The sequence below is a fragment of the Micromonospora sp. AMSO31t genome (genome assembly GCF_008868175.1).
GTDB lineage: Bacteria > Actinomycetota > Actinomycetes > Mycobacteriales > Micromonosporaceae > Micromonospora.
The window spans coordinates 1-20,534 of sequence record NZ_WBKT01000098.1; the positions used below are offsets into that span (position 1 = coordinate 1).

At 73.2% G+C, this 20,534-nt stretch carries 19 protein-coding genes; 8 read left to right on the plus strand and 11 right to left on the minus strand.

Annotated features, from left to right (window positions below; all coding sequences use genetic code 11):
- The 4 genes from F8274_RS20525 to F8274_RS20540 form a co-directional block, all read right to left on the minus strand.
- A partial coding sequence (locus F8274_RS20525) for a pyridoxal-phosphate dependent enzyme (protein WP_151463998.1) occupies positions 1-1,781 on the minus strand: 1,781 nt, incomplete at its 3' end.
- Positions 1,782-1,881: 100 nt separating this feature from the next.
- A complete protein-coding gene (locus F8274_RS20530; RefSeq protein WP_151463999.1) occupies positions 1,882-2,934 on the minus strand; it encodes a HAMP domain-containing sensor histidine kinase in 1,053 nt (350 codons plus the stop codon).
- Positions 2,931-3,596 (minus strand): response regulator transcription factor, encoded by a 666-nt coding sequence (locus F8274_RS20535; protein ID WP_151464000.1) that lies wholly within the window; start codon positions 3,594-3,596, stop codon positions 2,931-2,933. The genes F8274_RS20530 and F8274_RS20535 overlap by 4 nt, the downstream gene beginning before the upstream one ends.
- 181 nt (positions 3,597-3,777) lie before the next feature.
- Positions 3,778-4,638: a hypothetical protein gene (locus F8274_RS20540; RefSeq protein ID WP_151464001.1), complete on the minus strand. Its 861-nt coding sequence runs from the start codon at positions 4,636-4,638 to the stop codon at positions 3,778-3,780.
- A gap of 129 nt (positions 4,639-4,767) precedes the next feature.
- Between F8274_RS20540 and F8274_RS20545 the strand changes: the two genes are divergently transcribed.
- From F8274_RS20545 to F8274_RS20560, 4 genes are all read left to right on the plus strand, one after another.
- Positions 4,768-6,051 carry a GAF domain-containing protein gene (locus F8274_RS20545; RefSeq protein ID WP_151464002.1) on the plus strand — a complete coding sequence of 428 codons (1,284 nt, stop codon included), beginning with the start codon at positions 4,768-4,770 and terminating at the stop codon, positions 6,049-6,051.
- Positions 6,052-6,091: 40 nt separating this feature from the next.
- Complete coding sequence (adh, locus tag F8274_RS20550; protein ID WP_151464003.1) at positions 6,092-7,597, plus strand: aldehyde dehydrogenase; 1,506 nt, start codon at positions 6,092-6,094, stop codon at positions 7,595-7,597.
- Entirely contained in the window at positions 7,597-7,944 is a 348-nt protein-coding gene (locus F8274_RS20555; RefSeq protein ID WP_151464004.1) for a DUF779 domain-containing protein, read from the plus strand. The genes adh and F8274_RS20555 overlap by 1 nt, the downstream gene beginning before the upstream one ends.
- A 100-nt stretch (positions 7,945-8,044) precedes the next feature.
- Complete coding sequence (locus F8274_RS20560; RefSeq protein WP_151464005.1) at positions 8,045-8,488, plus strand: hypothetical protein; 444 nt, start codon at positions 8,045-8,047, stop codon at positions 8,486-8,488.
- A 3-nt stretch (positions 8,489-8,491) separates the two neighbouring features.
- Here F8274_RS20560 and speB read toward each other — a convergent pair whose 3' ends face one another.
- Genes speB through F8274_RS20595 form a run of 7 tightly spaced genes read right to left on the minus strand, consistent with a single transcriptional unit; the run spans position 8,492 to position 16,210 of the window.
- On the minus strand, positions 8,492-9,505 hold the full coding sequence (gene speB, locus F8274_RS20565) for an agmatinase (RefSeq protein ID WP_151464006.1): 1,014 nt from the start codon (positions 9,503-9,505) through the stop codon (positions 8,492-8,494).
- A complete protein-coding gene (locus tag F8274_RS20570) occupies positions 9,502-10,704 on the minus strand; it encodes a saccharopine dehydrogenase family protein (protein WP_151464007.1) in 1,203 nt (400 codons plus the stop codon). Before F8274_RS20570 ends, speB begins: the two co-directional genes overlap by 4 nt.
- Complete coding sequence (locus F8274_RS20575) at positions 10,704-12,125, minus strand: FAD-binding oxidoreductase (RefSeq protein ID WP_151464008.1); 1,422 nt, start codon at positions 12,123-12,125, stop codon at positions 10,704-10,706. Before F8274_RS20575 ends, F8274_RS20570 begins: the two co-directional genes overlap by 1 nt.
- Entirely contained in the window at positions 12,122-12,958 is an 837-nt protein-coding gene (locus tag F8274_RS20580) for an ABC transporter permease (protein WP_151464009.1), read from the minus strand. The genes F8274_RS20575 and F8274_RS20580 overlap by 4 nt, the downstream gene beginning before the upstream one ends.
- Positions 12,958-13,869, minus strand: a complete 912-nt coding sequence (locus tag F8274_RS20585) for an ABC transporter permease (protein ID WP_151464010.1) — start codon at positions 13,867-13,869, stop codon at positions 12,958-12,960. Before F8274_RS20585 ends, F8274_RS20580 begins: the two co-directional genes overlap by 1 nt.
- Positions 13,866-15,020: an ABC transporter ATP-binding protein gene (locus F8274_RS20590; protein WP_151464011.1), complete on the minus strand. Its 1,155-nt coding sequence runs from the start codon at positions 15,018-15,020 to the stop codon at positions 13,866-13,868. Before F8274_RS20590 ends, F8274_RS20585 begins: the two co-directional genes overlap by 4 nt.
- Before the next feature lie 5 nt (positions 15,021-15,025).
- On the minus strand, positions 15,026-16,210 hold the full coding sequence (locus F8274_RS20595) for a spermidine/putrescine ABC transporter substrate-binding protein (RefSeq protein WP_151464012.1): 1,185 nt from the start codon (positions 16,208-16,210) through the stop codon (positions 15,026-15,028).
- 207 nt (positions 16,211-16,417) lie between these two features.
- On the opposite strand from F8274_RS20595, the gene F8274_RS20600 reads away from it, so the two are divergent.
- The 4 genes from F8274_RS20600 (at position 16,418) to F8274_RS20615 (ending at position 20,520) form a co-directional block, all read left to right on the plus strand.
- Positions 16,418-16,930, plus strand: a complete 513-nt coding sequence (locus tag F8274_RS20600) for an Lrp/AsnC family transcriptional regulator (protein WP_151464013.1) — start codon at positions 16,418-16,420, stop codon at positions 16,928-16,930.
- A 148-nt stretch (positions 16,931-17,078) separates the two neighbouring features.
- Positions 17,079-18,425 (plus strand): aspartate aminotransferase family protein, encoded by a 1,347-nt coding sequence (locus F8274_RS20605; protein ID WP_151464014.1) that lies wholly within the window; start codon positions 17,079-17,081, stop codon positions 18,423-18,425.
- The gene (locus F8274_RS20610; RefSeq protein ID WP_151464015.1) at positions 18,410-19,144 is read left to right on the plus strand and encodes a pyridoxamine 5'-phosphate oxidase family protein; all 735 of its coding nucleotides are present in this window, start codon (positions 18,410-18,412) and stop codon (positions 19,142-19,144) included. The genes F8274_RS20605 and F8274_RS20610 overlap by 16 nt, the downstream gene beginning before the upstream one ends.
- On the plus strand, positions 19,144-20,520 hold the full coding sequence (locus tag F8274_RS20615) for an FAD-binding oxidoreductase (protein WP_192579907.1): 1,377 nt from the start codon (positions 19,144-19,146) through the stop codon (positions 20,518-20,520). The genes F8274_RS20610 and F8274_RS20615 overlap by 1 nt, the downstream gene beginning before the upstream one ends.
- The last annotated feature ends 14 nt before the right edge of the window (positions 20,521-20,534 follow it).

Genomic DNA, 20,534 nt, shown 5'->3' on the forward strand with positions numbered 1-20,534 from the left:
TGAAGGTGCTCGTCGAGCCGTCCGGGGCGGCCGGCGGCGAGGCTGCGGGCCAGCGAGTCGCAGCCGACCGGCTCGACGCCGTACACCTCGATCGGGGTCCCGGCGGCGGCCAGGCAGGCCCCGGCGACGCCGCCGCCACCGCCCACGGGCACCACCAGCGCGTCCAGCGGGGTGCCGGCGCGCTCCGCCTCCTCGATCAGCTCCAGGCTGGCGCTGCCCTGGCCGGCCACCACGTCCGGGTGGTCGTACGCGTCGACCAGCGGGTGACCGTCGGCGTCGGCGACCTGCCGGGCGACGGCCAGCCGCTCCTCGACGGTGGTGCCGGCGAGGACCACCCGCGCCCCGGCCTCGCGGGCCCGGGCCACCTTGACCGGCGCCGCGTCGACCGGCAGCACCACGGTCGCGGCCAGCCCGTGCCGGCGGGCGGCGAGGGCCACCGCCACCGCGTGGTTGCCGGTGCTCTGCGCGACCACGCCGGTGTGGCCGTCCGCGGCGAGCCGGCCCACCGCCAGCATCGCGCCGCGCATCTTGTAGGAGCCTCCGGTCTGGAGGTTCTCGGCCTTGAGCAGGATCCGGGCGCCGGCCAGCCGGTCGATCGCCGGGCAGTTCAGCACGGGCGTACGCACCACCCGGCCGGACAGCCACCAGGCGGCCTCCTCGACGCGGGCCCGGTCCGGCAGGGCCGGAGCGTGGCTGGGGGACATGGTCTCTCCTTCTCGGTTGTGGTCGGTGCCGGCGCGGCGCGGCAGGTCGAACAGCCAGTGCGCGCCGGCCGCCGTGAGTCCGCGGTGGACGGCGAGGCTGAGCGCCAGCACCACGGCGGTGAGCAGGACCGGGTAGCCGGCCACCAGCAGCGCCCGCCCCGGTCGGTTCAGGTCGGCGACCGGGCCGGCGAGGAGCCGGTGCAGCAGGGCCAGCACCGGCATGTGGATCACGTAGATCGGCAGCGTCCGGCGGCCGAGCCGGGCGAGCGCCCCGCCGACCACCCGCAGCCGGGCCGCTCGGGCCGCGGCCGTGACGCCGAACGCCACCGCGACGACCGACACCAGCAGCCGGACGCCGGGCCAGCCGTCGGCGCCGGCCAGCGCCATGGCGGCCAGCGCCACGGCGTACGCCGTCGCGGTCCCGGCCAGGCGGCGGGCGCTCGCGCCGGCCGCCCAGCGCTGGAGGTGCGGCCGCAGGTGCACGCCGGCCAGGAAGAACACCAGGTTCTGGTAGACCTGCCCCCGGTTGCCCGGGCTGTCCAGCAGGCCGGTGGCCGCCACGGCGGAGAGCGCGCCCGAGACCGCCAGCAGCACCGCCGGGTGGACCCGGCGCAGCGCCTTGGCCAGCGCGAAGTAGAGCGCCAGCGCGTACAGGTACCAGAGGTTGGAGGGCGTCACGGTGAGCTGGGCGAGCAGGCCGCCGAGGCTGGTGGCCCGGTCGGTCGGGAAGCCCGGCACGAGGGCCAGCAGGGCGGTGTGGATCAGCAGCCAGGTGGCGTAGAGGTGGAGGTTCCGGGCGATCCGGGGGCGGCCGGCGACGCGCCACGGCCGGGCGACGGCGTTCGCCGCGAAGATCCCGGAGAGGGTGAAGAAGAGCGGCATCCGCAGCGGGAGCAGTTGCTCGCCGAGCAACCCCCAGGCGCCCGGCACGGGCAGGTCGATCCGCCAGTCGATCAGCAGGTAGTGCTTGACGATGACGTGCCAGAGCACCACGAGGATGATGCAGGCGCCCTTGGCCACGTCGGCCCAGACCACCCGGCCGGCCGGGGTCGCGACCCGATCGGTACGCGTCGGCACAGCGGTCTCCTCTCCCGGCGTCGCACGCCGTCGGTCGTTTTTCGGGCAGGTGGCATCGCGGGATGCCGCGAGGGCGGCTCCCGGAGGTCGGAAGGGTGGGTCAGCGCACGGCGGGTAGCTGGACGTCGACCCGCAGGCCGCCGTCCTCGCCGGGCCGGGCGGCGATGATGCCGTCGTGCGCCTGGGTGATCGAGCGGGCGATGGCCAGGCCGAGCCCGGCGCCGCCGCCCTGGTTGGTCCGGTCCCGGGCCAGGCGCCGGAAGGGTTCGAAGAGGCCGGCGACCGCCTCGCCCGGCACGGCCTGGCCGGAGTTGGTGACGGTCAGCGCCGGGTCACCGCCGACGGTCACGGTGAGCCGGCCGTCCGGCCGGTTGTACTTGATGGCGTTCTCCACCAGGTTGCTGACCAGGCGTTCCAGCAGCACCCGCTCGCCCGGCACGACCCGGGGCGCCAGCCGGCTCTCCACCGTCACCCCGGCCTCGGCCGCCCGGTCCGCGTACGCGGCCAGCACCGTGGTGACGATCTCGTCGAGGCGCTGGGGGGTGGAGGAGCGCAGCCCCTGGTCGCTCTCGCTGAGCGCGAGCAGGCCCTCGATGAGCCGCTCGTTGCGCTCGTTGGTGGCCAGCAGCTGGGCGGTGAGCAGGTCGAGCTGCTCGCCGGTGAGCGTCTGGGCCATGCCGACCTCGATGAGCGTCCGCTGCACCGCCAGCGGCGTACGCAGCTCGTGGGAGGCGTTCGCGGCGAACCGCCGCTGCCCCTCGTAGCCGGCCGTGACCCGGTCCATCATGTCGTCGATGGCGCGTGCCAGCCGGCCCAGCTCGTCGCGGCCGCCGCGGCGGATCCGGTGCCCGAGGTTCTGCGGCCCGAGGTCGGCGATCGGGTCGGCGAGGTCGCGCACCGGGCGCAGGCACCATCGGGCGGCGCCCCAGACCGCGACGCCACCGGCCAGCAGCACCACGAACTCGGCCAGCCCGGGAAGCAGCGGGACGAACGGACGGGCCGGCTCGCAGACCACGCCGACCGTCGGTACGTCGCAGAACTGCTGGGTCCGCCACCACACCTGGCCGAGCAGCCACTTGCCCAGGCCGGGCAGCCAGTAGCCGACGAGCAGGGCGAGCACCCCGACCAGGAGGACACGACGGCGGGGGCTCATTCCGGCTCGCCGATCCGGTAGCCGGCCTTCGGCACGGTGTGGATGACCGACGGCTGGCCGAGCTTCCTGCGCAGGGTCATCACGGTCACCCGGACCGCGTTGGTGAACGGGTCGGCGAACTCGTCCCAGGCCTGTTCGAGCAGGTCCTCGGCACTGACCACGCGGCCGCCGGCGCGCATGAGCACGTGCAGGACGGCGAACTCCTTGGGGCTCAGGCCGAGCGGTCGCCCGTCCCGGGTGACCGTGTGCCGGGCCACGTCGAGCACCACCCCGTGCCGTTCCAGCACGGGCGGCACCGCCGGGGCGGACCGCCGGCCCAGCGCCTGCACCCGGGCCACCAGCTCGGCGAAGGCGAACGGCTTGGTCAGGTAGTCGTCGGCGCCCAGCCCGAGGCCCGCCACCCGGTCGCGGATGCCGGCGGCGGCGGTGAGCAGCAGCACCCGGGTGCCCGCGTCGGAGCCGGCCAGGCTGCGGCACACCTCGTCGCCGGTGGCGCCGGGCATGTCCCGGTCCAGCACGGCCACGTCGTACCGGTTGACCCCGATCCGCTCCAGCGCGCCGTCGCCGTCGTAGCAGACGTCGACCGCCATCGAGAACCGACGCAGCCCCTCGGCGACCGTGTCCGCCAGCAACCGCTCGTCGTCCGCCACCAACACCCGCACCGCTGTCCGCTCCCCCGTGCTCCTCGTCCGTCCCGCATACGGTCCCAGGCAGGAGATAAGGGTTCCGTAAGCGCCGCCGGAGCAATCCTCCACGCCGGCGGGCCGGGGGCGGTGCCCGTCGTGCCGTCTGGGGCGTTCGTCCGGGCCGGAGGGGCCACCCGCGGCTGCGGTGTGAGCCGGATCACTGCGGGCGCGTGATCCCCAGGGTGCTCTGTGCCGGCAGCAGGCCGGTGGCCACCACGGCCTGGGTGACCGGGGCGACGAGCTGGGCGAACCGGCCGACGGCCGGTCCGAGCGCCCGCCACGGCGCGGCGGCCAGCTCGTCGGTCCGCCGCTCCACCTCGTCGCGGAGCCGGCGGCCGGCCTCGGTGGCCACCCCGTCGCCGTCGACCAGACCCTGGGCGGCCAGCCGGTCGCGGGCGGCGGCCCACTCGTCGGCGGTCCACCGCCGGCTCGCGAAGACCTCCACGGGGGCGGCGCCGACCGCGGCGAAGGAGACCAGTGACTCGGCCGGGTCCAGCCCGGCGGTCCGCAGCGCGGCGATGTGGCCGTCGCCCCGGTGCTCGCGCAGGATCGTGGCCGCCTGCCAGAGCGCCAGGTGCGGCGCGTCCGGCCAGGGCAGGTCGGCGTTGGCGGCGGCCAGCGGACGGCCGCCCAGGTCGGCGGCGCGCACCGCGCGGCGGGCCAGGGTGGCGGCCTCGGCCAGCTCGGGCGAGTCGACCCGGTCGCCGAGCAGGGCGCGCAGCGCCCGGTCCACGCCGGACAGCCGGGCGGCGAGCACCTTCGCGGGGTCGGCGGCGGCCCAGACGGCCGGCACGTACCCGGCGACCATCCGAGGGCTGAAGCTGTAGTAGGTGGCGGCGACCAGGTTCGGGCCGGCCGCGCCGAGCGGGGCGCTGCGCAGCGCGAAATAGCCGGGCCAGCGCTCGTCGGTGGCCAGGCCGAGCCCGGCGGCCTCCTCGGTCAGCTCGGGCGCGTAGTAGACCAGCGCGTGCACGGGTTCGATGAGCTGCCACATCCTGCGGACCGTCGCGAGTTCCATCCCGACCTCCCGATCGTATCTTGTCAATGTCAAGTTTGCGTGCCGCACCACAACTTGTCAATGACAAGTTGGGCGGCGGCTTGGCGATCGGCGGTGAGCTGGGTCACCATGGGCGCGAGGAGGTCGCCGATGGCTGACCCGTGGCTCGCCCTGGAATTCGGCGCCGATCCGGCCGAGCGGATCGCGCAGGTCGGCGCCGCCCACGAAGCGTTCCTCACCGCCGGCACCACCACGGGCCGGGTCCGCGACGTGGTCCGCCGGTCGTGGGAACGGTCCGCGCTGCTCGACCCCGAGGCCACCGCCCCGGTCGACCTCACCGACGACGCGCTGGCGAGCTACCGCGCCGCCCACCCCCTGAACCGCGTGCTCCCCCTCTTCCGCGACCTGCTCGGCGGCATCGCGCTCGACGGCGCGCACCTCATGGCGGTCTGCGACGCCGACGGGCGGCTCCTCTGGGTGGAGGGGCACCCCGGCGTGCTCCGGCACGCCGAGCGGATGAACTTCGTGCCCGGCGCCCGCTGGGACGAGGCCCACGCCGGCACCAACGCGCCCGGCACCGCACTGGCCGTCGACCACAGCGTCCAGATCTTCGCCACCGAGCACTTCGTCCGGCCGGTGCAGCGCTGGACCTGCGCCGCCGCCCCGATCCACGACCCGACCACCGGCCGGCTGCTCGGCGCCGTCGACATCACCGGCGGAGACCACCTGGCCACCCCGCAGAGCCTGGCCCTGGTCCGGGCCACCGCCCGCGCCGCCGAGGCGTTCCTGGCCGGCGCCGCCCCCGCCGAACCCGACGTGGCGCACGTCGCCGCGCTCGGCCGGGACGAGGCGGAACTGCGCGTCGGCGGCAGACGGATCCGGCTCGGCCGGCGGCACAGTGAGCTGCTGGTGCTGCTCCTCGACCACCCCGAGGGGCGCACCGGCGAACAGCTGGGCCTCGACCTCTACGGCGACGACCGGCTGCACCCGGTCACCCTGCGCGCCGAACTGTCCCGGCTGCGCCGGGCCCTCGGCGACGAACTGCTCGACTCCCGCCCCTACCGGCTGCGGCCGACCGTGCGCGCCGACTTCCGTACCGTCACCGAACTGCTCGAACGCGGCGACGCGGCGGGGGCGCTGCGGGCGTACCCCGGGCCCGTGCTGCCCGGGTCGGACGCGCCGGGAGTGGCGCGACTGCGGCGGCTGGTCGACGGCCAGCTCCGCGCGGCCGTGCTGGCCGCCGCGGACCCGGCGCTGCTCGCGGCCTGGACCGCGACGCCCACCGGCGCCGACGACCTCGTCGCCTGGCAGGCCCTGGCGCGGGCGTTGCCGCCGGGCGCGCCGCGCCGGCCGCTCGCCCTGGCCCGGGCCCGCCAGCTCGCCGAGGAGTACGACCTGCCGCGCGCAACGTTGCTGCAACGTCGCGGGAACTAACGTCCTCCGCCATCCACCCCCACGGACGGCGGAGGTACCCGTGACGCGCTACGACGCCCCCACCCACTGGCAGTCCCGCTACGACCACTTCATCGGCGGCGAGTACGTGAAGCCGCACGGCGGCCGGTACTTCGAGAACCCCACCCCGGTGACCGGGCAGACCTTCTGCGAGGTGGCCCGGGGCACCGCCGAGGACGTGGAGAAGGCGCTCGACGCGGCGCACGGCGCCGCCGACGCCTGGGGCCGCACCTCGGTCGCCGAACGGTCGCTCATCCTCAACCGGATCGCCGACCGCATGGAGGAGAACCTGGAATCCCTCGCCATCGCCGAGACCTGGGAGAACGGCAAGCCGGTACGCGAGACCCTGGCCGCCGACATCCCCCTGGCCATCGACCACTTCCGCTACTTCGCCGGGGCGATCCGGGCCCAGGAGGGCTCGCTCGGCGAGCTCGACGACGACACGGTGGCGTACCACTTCCACGAGCCGCTCGGCGTGGTCGGGCAGATCATTCCCTGGAACTTCCCGATCCTCATGGCGGTCTGGAAGCTCGCCCCGGCGCTCGCCGCCGGCAACGCCGTGGTGCTCAAGCCGGCCGAGCAGACCCCCGCCTCGATCCACCACCTGCTCTCGCTGGTCGCCGACCTGCTCCCGCCCGGCGTGGTCAACGTGGTGAACGGCTTCGGCGTCGAGGCGGGCAAGCCGCTCGCCTCCTCGGCCCGGGTCGCGAAGGTGGCGTTCACCGGCGAGACCACCACGGGGCGGCTGATCATGCAGTACGCCAGCGAGAACATCAGACCCGTCACCCTGGAGCTGGGCGGCAAGAGCCCGAACATCTTCTTCGACGACGTCAGCGCGTCCCGCGACGACTTCTTCGACAAGGCACTCGAAGGCTTCACGATGTTCGCGCTCAACCAGGGCGAGGTCTGCACCTGCCCGTCGCGGGCGCTGATCCAGCAGGGCCACTACTCCGACTTCCTGGACGGGGCGGTCTCCCGCACCGAGCAGGTGAAGCAGGGCCACCCCCTGGACAGCGACACGATGATCGGGGCGCAGGCGTCCAACGACCAGCTCGAGAAGATCCTGTCCTACCTGGACATCGGCCGGCAGGAGGGCGCGAAGGTGCTGACCGGCGGGTCGCGGGCGGACCTCGGCGGCGAGCTGTCCGGCGGCTACTACGTCGAGCCGACGATCTTCGAGGGCGACAACTCGATGCGGATCTTCCAGGAGGAGATCTTCGGTCCGGTGGTCTCGGTGACCTCCTTCGCCGACCTGGACGACGCCGTGAAGATCGCCAACGACACCCTCTACGGCCTGGGCGCGGGTGTCTGGACCCGGGACATCAACACCGCGTACCGGGCCGGGCGGGCCATCCAGGCCGGTCGGGTCTGGACCAACTGCTACCACGCCTACCCGGCGCACGCCGCGTTCGGCGGGTACAAGCAGTCCGGCATCGGCCGGGAGAACCACAAGATGATGCTGGAGCACTACCAGCAGACCAAGAACCTGCTGGTCAGCTACTCCCCCAAGAAGCTGGGCTTCTTCTGATGGGCGACCCCGTCACCCTGACGCCCGCGGCGGCCGGTCTCATCCGGTCGCTGCGGGCGGCCCACGGGCCGATCATGTTCCACCAGTCCGGTGGCTGCTGCGACGGCAGCGCCCCGATGTGCTACCCGGCCGGCGAGTTCCGCACCGGCGGCTCGGACGTGCTGCTCGCCTCGCTCGAGGTCGACGGGGTGCCCGAGCCGGTCGAGTTCTGGATGTCGACGGCCCAGTGGGAGTTGTGGAAACACACCCGGCTCACGGTCGACGTGGTGCCCGGCCGGGGCAGCGGCTTCTCCCTGGAGGCCCCGGAGGGCGTCCGCTTCCTCATCCGCTCCCAGCTGGCCCGCTGACTGTCCGAGATCTTCCAGCTTGCGGGCGCCGCGCCGGTGGGATGCTGACGCCGGTCCACGTCGGAGCAGTATCCCACCACCGCCAGACAGGAGCCCGCGCATGCGCCCGGTCCGACAGCCCCTGCTCGCCGCCGGCCTCGCCACCCTCGCCACGGCCGCCACGCTCGGCCTCGCGCCCGGCGCCGCCGTCGCCGCCCCGGCACCGAGGATCTCCGTCAACTGGTACGGCGCCGCCGACGTCCCCGCGCACACGGCCACCATCGGCGGCCGGTACGCCTGCGGCGCCGAGCGGGGCCTCGCGTACATCGAGGTCCACCTCGACCAGCGGGCCCGCCGGGGTTCGATCACCGGTTTCGGGTTCGGCGTGATCGGGGCGTGCACCGACGACCGGACCTCCGGCACCTGGACAGCGACGATTCCGGCCGACCGGGGTGCCTTCCGTGGCGGGCCCGCCACGGCCACGGCCCGCCTCGTCGTCGAGCCCAACTCACTCACCGAGACCACCGAACCACTCCGCCTCGTCGCACACTGCCCCCGGCGCTGACGGTCAGCGGGCGTCGAGGAGGGGTTGGCTGGGGTTCCAGGGGTCGCCGCCGGCGGCGTCGCGGCGGCGGCGGGCGATCGCCGACAGGGCCTCCAGCACCACCCGGTTGCCGAGGTACGCGGTGATGTCGGCGTGGTCGTAGGGCGGGGCGACCTCGACCACGTCCACGCCGACCACCGGCAGCTCGTAGCAGACCCGGCGGACCGCGTCGAGGAGCTGCCGGGAGGTGAACCCGCCCGGCTCGGGGGTGCCGGTGCCGGGTGCCATGCCCGGGTCGACGACGTCCACGTCGACGGAGAGGAAGACGCCCTCGCACTCGTCGGTGGCGATGCCGAACGCCTCTGAAAGGCACTCGTCGAGGCCGCGTGCCACCACCTCGGTCATCTCGTACGAGCGCATCCGCTGGTCGGCCATCCAGGACAGCGTCTCGGGTCCCGGCCAGTAGCCGCGCAGGCCGATCTGGAGGAAGCGGTCACCGCGTACCGCGCCGGACTCGATGAGCCGGCGCATCGGCTGGCCGTGCCCGTGCAGCGAGCCGAACTCGATGTCCCCGGTGTCGGCGTGCGCGTCGAAGTGCACGAGGGAGACCCGGCCGAGCCCGTGGTGCCGGGCCACCCCGGTGGCGTCCGGCAGCGCGATCGAGTGGTCGCCGCCGAGCACGATGGGGATCGCCCCGGCGGCGGCGACCGCGTGCACGGCGGTTTCCAGCGCGCCCAGCGAGCGCTCGATGTCGCCGGAGAACATCTCGACGTCACCGGCGTCGTAGACGCACAGGTCCCGCAGCGCGTCCACCCGCAGGGCCAGGGACGGTCGGGAGCCGTCGTGCGGCAGGTAGCAGGCCTGGCGGATGGCGGACGGGCCGAACCGGGTGCCCGGCCGGTGCGAGGTGCCGCCGTCGAAGGGCGCACCGACGATCACGACGTCGGCGTCGGCGTACGTCACCGGCTCTTCGAGGGTGCACGGCGGCACGCCGAGGAACGTCACGTCGGGGCCGTACATCGGGCCGTAGCGGGTCACCGCTCCTCCATTCCCCACGGGGAGCCGTAGCCGGTGAGCAGGTCAAGGAAGGGCCGCGGGGGCAGCGCCTCCGGTCCGAGCACGCCGGTGCCGGACCAGGTCCCGGTGGCCAGCAGTTCCAGGGCCACGACCGGGTTGACCGCGGTCTGCCAGACCACGGCCTGGTGGCCGTACTCGGCCATCGACCACTCGTTGTCGACCACGTGGTAGAGGTAGACCCGCCGCGGCCGGCCGTCCGGCCCGGTGCCGGTCACGTAGGTGCCGGCGCAGGTCTTGCCGCGCATCCGGTCGCCCAGGGTGGCCGGGTCGGGCAGGCAGGCGGCCACCACGTCGCGCGGGGAGACCTCGACGCCGCGGACGCGCACCGGGCGGGTCGAGTCCAGGCCCAGCTTGTGCAGGGTCTTCAGCACCTCGATGAACTCGTCGCCGAGGCCGTACTTGAAGGTGACCCGCTCTGCCTTCACCCAGCGCGGGATGAGCAGCACCTCCTCGTGCTCCACGTTGACGCACTCGACCGGGCCGATCCCCTCGGGGAACTCGAACACCTCGGGCTCGGAGAATGGCGGGGTGGTGAACCAGCCCCGCTCGGCCTCCCAGACGACCGGCGGGTTCAGGCACTCCTCGATGGTGGTCCAGATGGAGAACGAGGGGGCGAAGTCGTAGCCGTCGACGGTGAGGTTGGCGCCGTCGCGTACCCCGATCTCGTCGATCTCGGTGAACAGCTCGTCGGCGGCGTAGCGGGCGAAGACGTCGGAGAGACCGGGTTCGACGCCGATGCCGCAGAGCGCCAGCCGGCCGGCCTCCGCCCAGGCGGCGGCCACCGCGAACTGCTCGTCGCCGAGCTTCACCCCGGTCTCGGCGTGCGGCGCGTCCGGGTGCGGCCGGGACAGCGACATGGCCATGTCCAGGTAGTCGGCCCCGGCGGCGAACGCGCCGTCGAAGATCGGCATGACGAAGCGCGGGTCGACCGCGTTCAGCACGTGGGTGATCCGGTGTTCCCGGCACAGCGCGGCGACGGCCTCCGCCGAGGACGCGTCGACGGTCGCGGCGACGAACCGGTCGCCGTGGCCGGCGACCGCCCGCGCGGCGCGGGCGGGGTCGTGGTCGGCGACCACCATGGTCTCGAAGAAGGAGCGGCGGGCGGCGATGGATACGGCGGCGGAGCCGACGCCACCGGCGCCGACGAGGAGGATACGCATCAGGAGTCGAACCCCAGTCCAAGACGATCGAGAGTACGGAGCCAGAGGTTGCGCCGCCCCTCCCGCGCGTCGGCGCGGGCGAGCGACCAGCGGGTGAGGTGGATGCCGGTGGCCCGGATCGGCTCCGGCGGGAACGGCAGCGGCTTGCGGCGGACCAGGTCGAGCCGGGTGAGCGGGGTTTCCTCCCCGCCGAGCAGGTCGAGCATCACCCGGGCGCCGAACCGGGTGGCCCCGACGCCGAGCCCGGTGAACCCGGCCGCGTACGCGAGGCGCCCCTCGTAGGCGGTGCCGAAGAACGCGCAGAACCGGGTGCAGGTGTCGATGACGCCGCCCCAGCGGTGGCTGAACCGCAGCCCGTCCAGCTGGGGGAACGTCGTGAAGAAGTGCGACGCCAGGGCCGCGAAGGTGGCCTCGCGCTGCTCCAGCTCCGGGGCCATCCGATTGCCGTAGTGGTAGACCGCGTCGTAGCCGCCGAACAGAATCCGGCCGTCCGCGGTGATCCGGTAGTAGTGGAACTGGTTGCCGGTGTCGGCCAGCCCCTGCCGGTTGCGCCAGCCGATGGCGTCCCGCTGGGCGGGCGTCAGCGGCTCGGTCATCAGGGCGTAGTCGTAGACCGGCACGAGCCAGGCGCGCAGCCGGCGCAGCAGCGGCGGGAACGCGTTGGTGGCCAGCACCACCTGCCGGGCCCGCACCGCCCCGGGTGCGGCGTCCGGGCCGCCGGCCGTGGCGGCGCGCAGCGCGCCGCCGTCGCGGGCCAGCCCGGTGACCCGGGTGTGCTCGTGGATGCGGACCCCCAGGTCGAGGGCGGCGCGGCGCAGCCCCCGGGCGAGCTTCGCCGGGTCGAGCAGGGCCACCCGGTCCCGGTCCCACATCCCGCCGAGGTACGTCGGCGAGGCCACCTCGGCGCGCACCTCGTCCCGGTCGAGCAGCCGCACGTCGTGGCCGTACCGGCGGGCCAGGTCGGCGTCCTCGGCGAGGCCGGCGAGCTGGTACGGCTCGACGGCGACCGCCAGCTCCCCGGTGCGCTCGAAGTCGCAGTCGATGTCGTGCTTCGCCACGGTGGCGGCGATGGCGTCCAGGTTCTCCCGGCCGAGCCGTTCCAGCTCCGCGATCTCGCCGGGCCACCGCTCGGCCCCGTTGGCGAGGCCGTGGGTGAGCGAGGCGGCGCAGAACCCGCCGTTGCGCCCGGACGCCGCCCAGCCGCAGGTGCCCGCGTCGACCAGGAGCACGTCCCGGTCGGGGTGGGCCTCCTTGGCCAGCAGCGCGGTCCAGAGCCCGGAGTACCCGCCGCCGACCACCAGCAGGTCGGTGTCGTGGGCGCCGGCCAGCGGCGGCAGCGGGTCCGGGCGGTCCGGCCGGTCGAGCCAGTACGGGACGGGCGCGGCGTCGGCCAGCGCCCGGCCGGTATGCGGGAGTGTCATGACGCGCTCGTGGGAGCGCCGACGGCGGCGACGGGTGCCGCGAGGGCGGCGCGCCGGGCCCGCCGGCCGCGCAGCGAGCTGGCGCCGACCAGCAGCAGCGCGATCGCGAACATCGCCGTGCCGATGACGTTGACCTGGGGCGGGATGCCCCGCTGAGCGGCGCCCCAGACGTACATCGGGAAGGTGACCGTGGTGCCGGCGTTGAAGTTCGTGATGATGAAGTCGTCGAAGCTCAGCGAGAAGGCCAGCAGCGCGGCGGCCACGATGCCGGGCAGCACCAGGGGCAGCGTGATCCGGCGGAAGGTCTGCCACTCGCTGGCGTAGAGGTCCATGGCGGCCTCCTCCAGCCGCCGGTCCATGCCGGCGAGCCGGGCCTTCACGGTCACCACCACGAACGACACGCAGAACATCACGTGCGCGATGACGATGGTCCAGAAGCCCTGAGGCACCCCGGCGGCCACGAAGAGGGCGAGCAGCGAGGTGCCCATCACCAGCTCGGGGGTGGCCATCGGCAGGAAGATCAGGCCGTTGATCCCGGACCGCCCGCGGAAGCCGTGCCGGACCAGGGCGAACGCCATGAGCGTGCCGAGGATGGTGGAGACGACCGTGGCGATCAGACCGATCTCCATGCTGCGCACCAGGGCGTCGCACATGTCGGACGTGGCACAGGGGTGGGTCCAGTTGTCGAGGGTGAACTCGTTGAAGTCGTAGGACAGCCGGCTCGACGGCCGGTTGAAGGAGAGCCCGGCGACCACGATGATCGGCAGCGACAGGTAGCCGAGGACGAGCAGCGCCACGCCCATCACCCACCGGTCGGCGAGCCAACGTCGCATCACAACACCTCCTCGGTGCCGGACCTGCGCAGGTAGACGAAGACGATCGCCAGGATCGCCGCCATGAGCAGGAACGACAGCGCCGCGCCCTGCGGGTAGTCCAGCCGGACCAGGAACGCCGAGTCGATGACGTTGCCGATCATGTATTCGTTCGGAGTGCCGAGCAGCTCGGCGTTGATGTAGTCGCCGGTGGCCGGGATGAAGAAGAGCAGCGTGCCGGCGATGAGCCCGGGCATCGACAGCGGCAGGGTGACCCGCCGGAAGGCGCGCAGCGGGCTCGCGTACAGGTCGCTCGCCGCCTCCAGCAGCCGGGGGTCGAGCCGCTCCAGGCTCGCGTACAGCGGCAGCACCAGGAACGGCAGGAAGTTGTACGTCAGGCCGAGCACCACCGCGAACGGGGTGGCCAGCAGCCGGCCGTCGGCCCCGAGCAGGTGCACGTCGCGCAGCAGGCCGACCAGAGCGCCGTTGTCGGACAGGATGGTCTTCCAGGCCAGGGTGCGGACCAGGAAGCTGGTGAACATCGGCGCGACCACCGCGACCAGCAGCAGGTTCTTCCACCGGCCGGCCTTCTGCGCGATCGCGTACGCCAGCGGGTAGCCCATGAGCAGCGCCAGCACCAGCGCGATCGCCGAGTAGGCGAACGACCGCGCGAACTGCGGCCAGTACGCCTGCAGCGCGACCCAGTAGTTGCCGACCTCCCCGGTCATGGCGTACCCGGTGGAGAGCGACCCGCTCGGGTCGTAGAGGCTCGCGGCGGCGAGCTGGAGCAGCGGCAGGACGAAGAAGACCAGCAGCCAGGCGGCGCCGGGCAGCAGCAGCAGGTACGGCAGCAGCCTGCGCCGCCCCCGGCGGACCCCCGGCGGCGCGGCCGGTTGCCCGGCCGGGGTCGGTACGTGGGCCAGGGCGCTCATGACAGCGCACCGACCGGGGGCTCGTCGAGCACCGGGCTGGTCTGGTCGTCCTCCCCGGCGGCCCGGGGCAGCAGGAAGGCGTGCCGCGGGTCCCAGTGCGCGGTCACCGGGGCGCCGACGGGCAGCCGCCCGCCGGCCCCGCTGTTCGCGGCGAACGCGGACAGCTCGCTGCCCCACGCTGTGCGCACCAGGTACTGGGTGCTCACCCCGACGTACGAGGCGTCCGTGACCACCCCGCCGACGTGCTGGTGGCCGGCGGGCACCTCGTCCGGGCCGCTGACCAGGTGCAGCTTCTCGGGACGTACCCCGAGGAAGACCGTCCCCTGGTCGGTCCGGGCCCGGTCGGCGGGCACCGAGAAGCGCGCGCCGTGGGCGGTGACCGCCACGTCGTCGCCGCTGTGGCCGGCGGCCTCGCCGGCCAGCAGGTTGGACTGGCCGAGGAAGTTCGCCACGAAGGCGGTGGCCGGGTACTCGTAGATGTCGGCGGGGGCGCCGAGCTGCTCGATCCGGCCGGCGTTCATCACCGCGACCGTGTCGGCCATGGTCATGGCCTCCTCCTGGTCGTGGGTGACGTGCACGAAGGTGATGCCGACCTCGGTCTGGATCCGCTTCAGCTCGATCTGCATCTGCCGGCGCAGTTTGAGGTCGAGCGCGCCGAGCGGCTCGTCCAGCAGCAGCACCTGCGGGTGGTTGATGAGCGCCCGGGCCAGCGCCACGCGCTGCTGCTGGCCGCCGGAGAGCTGGGCCGGCTTTCGCCGCCCGTACCCTTCGAGCTGCACCAGGGCGAGCATCCGCTCGACCTGGTCGGTGACCTTGCGGATGCCGCGCCGCCGCAGCCCGAAGGCCACGTTCTCGTGGATGTCGAGGTGCGGGAAGAGCGCGTAACTCTGGAACACCGTGTTCACGGGCCGCTTGTACGGCCGCAGCCCGGCGATGTCCCGGTCACCGAGCAGCACCTGCCCGCTGGTCGGTTCCTCCAGCCCGGCGATCATCCGGAGGGTGGTGGTCTTGCCGCAGCCGGATGCCCCGAGCAGGGCGAAGAACGAGCCCTGCGGGATGGTGAGGCTGAGGTCGTCCACCGCGGTGAAGATGCCGAACCGCTTGGTCAGGTTGGCCAGCCGCAGGTCGCCGGCCGGTGTCTCGTCTCCCATTGTCCTCACGCCCCGATGACCTGCTGGAACTTGGTCTCGTACTCCTTCTCCTGCTTCTCGTCCAGGGCCATGAAGACCTTGGACTTCGACAGCATCGCGTCGTCGGGGAAGATGAGCGGGTTGGCGGCCAGGTCCGGGGCGATCTTCTCCATCTCGGCCTGCGCGCCCGTGACCGGGCAGATGTAGTTGACGTAGGCGGCGAGCTTCGCGGCGACCGCCGGGTCGTAGTAGTAGTTGATCAGCTCTTCGGCGTTGGCCTTGTGGCCGGCCTTGTTCGGCACCAGCATGTTGTCCGACCAGAGCATCACGCCGGACTCGGGCACCACGAACTTGATCTTCTCGTCCTCGAAGCCGAGCTGGATCACGTCTCCGGACCAGCCGACGCAGGCGGCGATGTCGCCCTTGGCCAGATCGGGGGCGTAGTCGTTGCCGGTGAACTTGCGGATCTGCTTCGAGTCAACGGCCTTCTTCAGCTTGTTCAGCGCGTCGTCGAACTGCGCCGGGGTGAAGTTGGCCGGGTCGTGGCCGTTCGACTGGAGCAGCAGGCCCATGGTGTCCCGCATCTCCGACAGCGCGGTCACCTTGCCCTTGAGGTCGGGGCGGGTGAGCAGCTCGTCGACCGTGCGGATCTCCTTGGCCACCTTGGCGTTGTACGCGAGCCCGGCCAGGCCGGACTGCCACGGGATGGCGAGCTGGTTGTCCTTGTCGAAGGAGCGGCCGCGCAGCGAGGGCAGCAGGTTCGCCTCGACGTTGGGCAGCTTCGCCTTGTCCAGCTTCTGGATCCAGCCGAGCCGGATCATCCGGGCGGCCATCCAGTCGGTGAGGACCATGATGTCGCGGCCGGTGGTCTGACAGCCGGCGAGCTGGTTCTGCACCTTGCCGAAGAACTCGTTGTTGTCGTTGACGTCCTCGGTGTACGTCACCTGGATCCCGGACTTCGCGATGAACGCGTCCAGGGTGGGGCGCTTGGACTCGTCCTTCTCGTCCACGTCCATGTACTGCGGCCAGTTCGAGAAGGCCAGCTTCTTCTCCGTGGCGGAAAGGTCGTCGCTCTTGCAACCGGCCTCGGTCTGCTGTGCGCCCTTGGTGCCGCAGCCGGCCAGCGTGCCCGCCGTGGCGAGCAGGGTGGCCGAGCCCAGGGTCCCGGTGAGCAGACCGCGCCGTGTGAGGTGCCGGAGGGGACTACGCATGTGACGACTCCTCGGGGGGTCAGCGTCGGCGGCGGGACGGGGGTGACGCGCCGGCGGGAGGGTCAGTGGCGATGGACGACTGATCCTGACATGAGGTGACCTCCCTTACAAGGGATTCCGTTGCGGGAATAGCGAAGGACCACGAAATACGCCAGACTGCGCGGGGCACTACGCTCAGCACGAGGATTCGGACTTGGGGAGCGGACGATGGCCAACCGGCAATTGGAGAACGGCAACGGCAGCCGTCGCGTGACCGTGCGTGAAGGCGCGAGCCACGCTCTGCTCGACGACGTGGCCAAGCAGATCATCGAGCAGCTCCAGGAGGACGGGCGGCGCCCGTACGCGACCATCGGCAAGGCGGTCGGCCTCTCCGAGGCGGCGGTGCGGCAGCGGGTGCAGCGCCTGCTCGACGCCGGGGTCATGCAGATCGTGGCGGTGACCGATCCGCTCCAGCTCGGCTTCCCCCGCCAGGCCATGATCGGCCTGCGGACCGACGGCGACCTGGAGAGCGTCGCCGACCGGCTGGCCGAGTTCGAGGAGATCGACTACGTGGTGATCACCGCGGGGTCGTTCGACCTGCTGGCCGAGGTGGTCTGCCGCAACGACGAGCACCTGCTGGAGATCCTCCAGAAGCTGCGCGGGGTGCCGGGCGTGGTCTCCACCGAGGCGTTCGTCTACCTCAAGCTGCGCAAGCAGACCTACAGCTGGGGAACGGCCTGATACGGATTCCGTTGCCGTGACAAACACGGCTCGCTGAATCCGTTGTCGTTTGCCTCCGACGCTTGCGTGATCGGCATTGGTTGTGGGATAACCGTGGGCAGAGCGGCCGGTGTCACCCCTGACCGGCCCGAGACCCGATGGGGCTGACATGGCCAACGCCACCGACCACCTCTGGATGCACTTCACCCGGATGGCCAGCTACTCCGCCGGCGAGGTCCCGACCATCGTGCGCGGCGAGGGCGCGTACGTCTGGGACTCGCAGGGCCGCCGCTACCTGGACGGACTCGCGGGGCTCTTCGTCGTCAACGCCGGCCACGGCCGGACCGAGCTCGCCGAGGCGGCCGCCAAGCAGGCCGGCGAACTGGCCTACTTCCCACTGTGGTCGTACGCCCACCCCAAGGCCGTCGAGCTGGCCGAGAAGATCGCCGCGCTGGCACCGGGCGACCTGAACCGGGTCTTCTTCACCACCGGCGGCTCCGAGGCCGTCGAGGCCGCGTGGAAGCTGGCCCGGGCCTACTTCAAGCGCACCGGCCAGCCGAACAAGTACAAGGTGGTCAGCCGCTACATCGCCTACCACGGCACCTCGATGGGCGCGCTGTCGATCACCGGCCTGCCCGGCATCAAGAGCGACTTCGAGCCGCTGGTGCCCGGCGGCATCAAGGTGCCGAACACCAACTTCTACCGCGCCCCCGAGCACGGCGACGACCCCGAGGCGTTCGGTCGCTGGGCCGCCGAGGAGATCGGCCGGGCCATCGAGCGGGAGGGGCCGGACACCGTCGCCGCCGTCTTCCTGGAGCCGGTGCAGAACTCCGGCGGCTGCTTCCCGCCGCCGCCCGGCTACTTCGAGCGCGTCCGGGAGATCTGCGACGCGTACGACGTGCTGCTGGTCAGCGACGAGGTGATCTGCTCCTGGGGCCGGCTCGGCGAGTACTTCGGCGCCGTCCGCTACGGCTACCAGCCGGACATCATCACCACCGCCAAGGGCATCACGTCCGGCTACGCCCCGCTCGGCGCGATGATCGCGAGCGAGCGCCTCATGGAGCCGTTCCTCACCGAGACCGGCATGTTCGCCCACGGGGTGACCTTCGGCGGGCACCCGGTCTCCTGCGCGGTGGCCCTGGCCAACCTGGAGGTCTTCGCCCGGGAGGACCTGGTCGGCCACGTCCGGGCCAACGAGGGCGCCTTCCGGTCCACCCTGGAGAAGCTCAACGACCTGCCGATCGTCGGCGACGTCCGGGGCGACGGCTACTTCTACGGCATCGAACTCGTCAAGGACAAGACGACCCGGGAGACCTTCGACGACGCCGAGTCGGAGCGGCTGCTGCGCGGCTTCCTCTCCACCGCGCTCTTCCAGGCCGGGCTCTACTGCCGCGCCGACGACCGGGGCGACCCCGTGATCCAGCTCGCCCCGCCGCTGATCGCCCAGCAGCAGCAGTTCGACGAGATCGAGCAGATCCTGCGCGCCGTGCTGACCGAGGCATGGTCGCGCCTCTGACCGGCGGCCCGGACGAGGCCGGTTCCCGGGACACCGGGGACCGGCCCCGCACCGTCGGGGACCGGACCGCGCCCACCGCCGCCAAACCCGCGACCGCCGTCGGCGGCACCGACCGGACCCGGGTACGCCGGCTGCCCGACCTCGCCGTCCACGACCGGGCGGCGCTGCACGCCGTCCTCGACGCCGGCCGCGTCGCGCACCTGGCCGTCACCGACGGCGGCCAGCCGTACGCGCTGCCGGTCGCGTACGCCCGGGACGGCGAGCGGGTGCTGGTGCACGGCTCGACCGGCAGCCGGCTGTTCCGGCACCTCGCCGCCGGCGCCCCGGCCTGCCTGACCGTCACCCTGCTCGACGGGCTGGTGCTGGCCCGCAGCGCCTTCGAGTCCTCGATGAACTACCGCTGCGCCATGGTGCTCGGCACCCTCACCGCACTCACCGGTGAGGCGAAGGCGGCGGCGCTGCACCGCCTCTCCGAGCACCTGCTCCCCGGCCGCTGGGCGAAGATCCGGCCGCCCTCGGCCCGCGAGCTGGCCGCCACGCTGGTCCTCGCCCTGCCGCTGGACGAGTGCTCGGTGAAGATCAGCGCCGGCCCACCCGACGACCCCGAGGACGACCTCGACCGGCCGGTGTGGGCCGGGGTGGTGCCGGTCGTCGAGACGTACGGGACCCCGCAGCCCGACCCGCGGCTGCGCCACGACCTGCCCCCACCGGAGTGGTGATGCGCTACCAGGACCTGTCGTACTGGCTGTCCAGCGTGGACGGGCCGCTGACCCCGCGCCCCGGCCTGCCCGGCGACACCGACGCCGACGTGGTGATCGTCGGCGCCGGCTACACCGGGCTGTGGACGGCCTACTACCTCGCCGTGGCCGACCCGACCCTGCGGATCGTCGTGCTGGAGAAGGAGATCGCCGGCTACGGCGCCTCCGGCCGCAACGGCGGCTGGTGCTCCGCCCTCTTCCCCACCTCCCTGCCGGCGCTGGCCCGCCGGCACGGCCGGGACCGGGCGCTCGCCATGCAGCGGGCCATGCACGAGACGGTCCGCGAGGTCGGCCGCGTGGTCGCCGCCGAGGGCATCGACTGCGACTGGACGGCCGGCGGCACGGTGGTGCTGGCCCGCACCGACGTGCAGCTCGGCCGGGCCCGGGCCGCCGTCGCGGAAGCCCGCGAACACGGGCTCGCCGCCGCCGACCTGGTGCTGCTCGACGCCGCCGAGGCCGCCGCCCGCTGCCACGCCGACGGGGTACGCGGCGGCACGTACACCCCGCACTGCGCCGCCGTGCACCCGGCGAAGCTGGTCCGGGGCCTGGCCGCGGCCGTGGAGCGCCGGGGCGTACGCGTCTTCGAGCGCACCCCGGTGACCGCCCTGCGCCCCGGGGCGGCGGTGACCCCGGCCGGCGTGGTCCGCGCACCCGTGGTGGTCCGGGCCACCGAGGGCTTCACCCCGGCCCTGCCCGGCCAGCGGCGGGCCGTGGCGCCGGTCTACTCGCTCATGGTGGCCACCGCGCCGCTGCCCGAGGCGACCTGGGCGGAGATCGGGCTGGCCGAGCGGGAGACCTTCTCCGACTACCGGCACGTCATCATCTACGGCCAGCGCACCGCCGACGGCCGGCTCGCGTTCGGCGGGCGGGGTGCTCCCTACCACTACGGTTCCCGGGTCCGCCCCGACTTCGACCGGGAGCCCCGCGTCTTCGCGGCGCTGCGGCGGGTGCTCGGCGAACTCTTCCCGGTGCTCGGGCCGGACGTGCCCGTGACGCACACCTGGGGCGGGCCGCTCGGCGTGGCCCGGGACTGGGCCGCCTCGGTGGGCCTCGACCGGTCGACCGGGCTGGCCTGGGCCGGCGGCTACGTCGGCGACGGCGTGGGCACCAGCAACCTGGCCGGCCGTACCCTGGCCGATCTGATCCGCGGCGAGCAGACCGGCCTGACCACCCTCCCCTGGGTCAACCACCGCTCCCCGAAGTGGGAACCGGAACCCCTGCGCTGGCTAGCCGTCAACGCCGGCCTGAAGGTCATGTTCTCGGCGGACGAGGCGGAGTCCCGCACGAACCGCCCCGCACGCCGAGCCCAAGCCTTCACCCACCTCCTGGGCCACTGACCACCCCGCGCCCA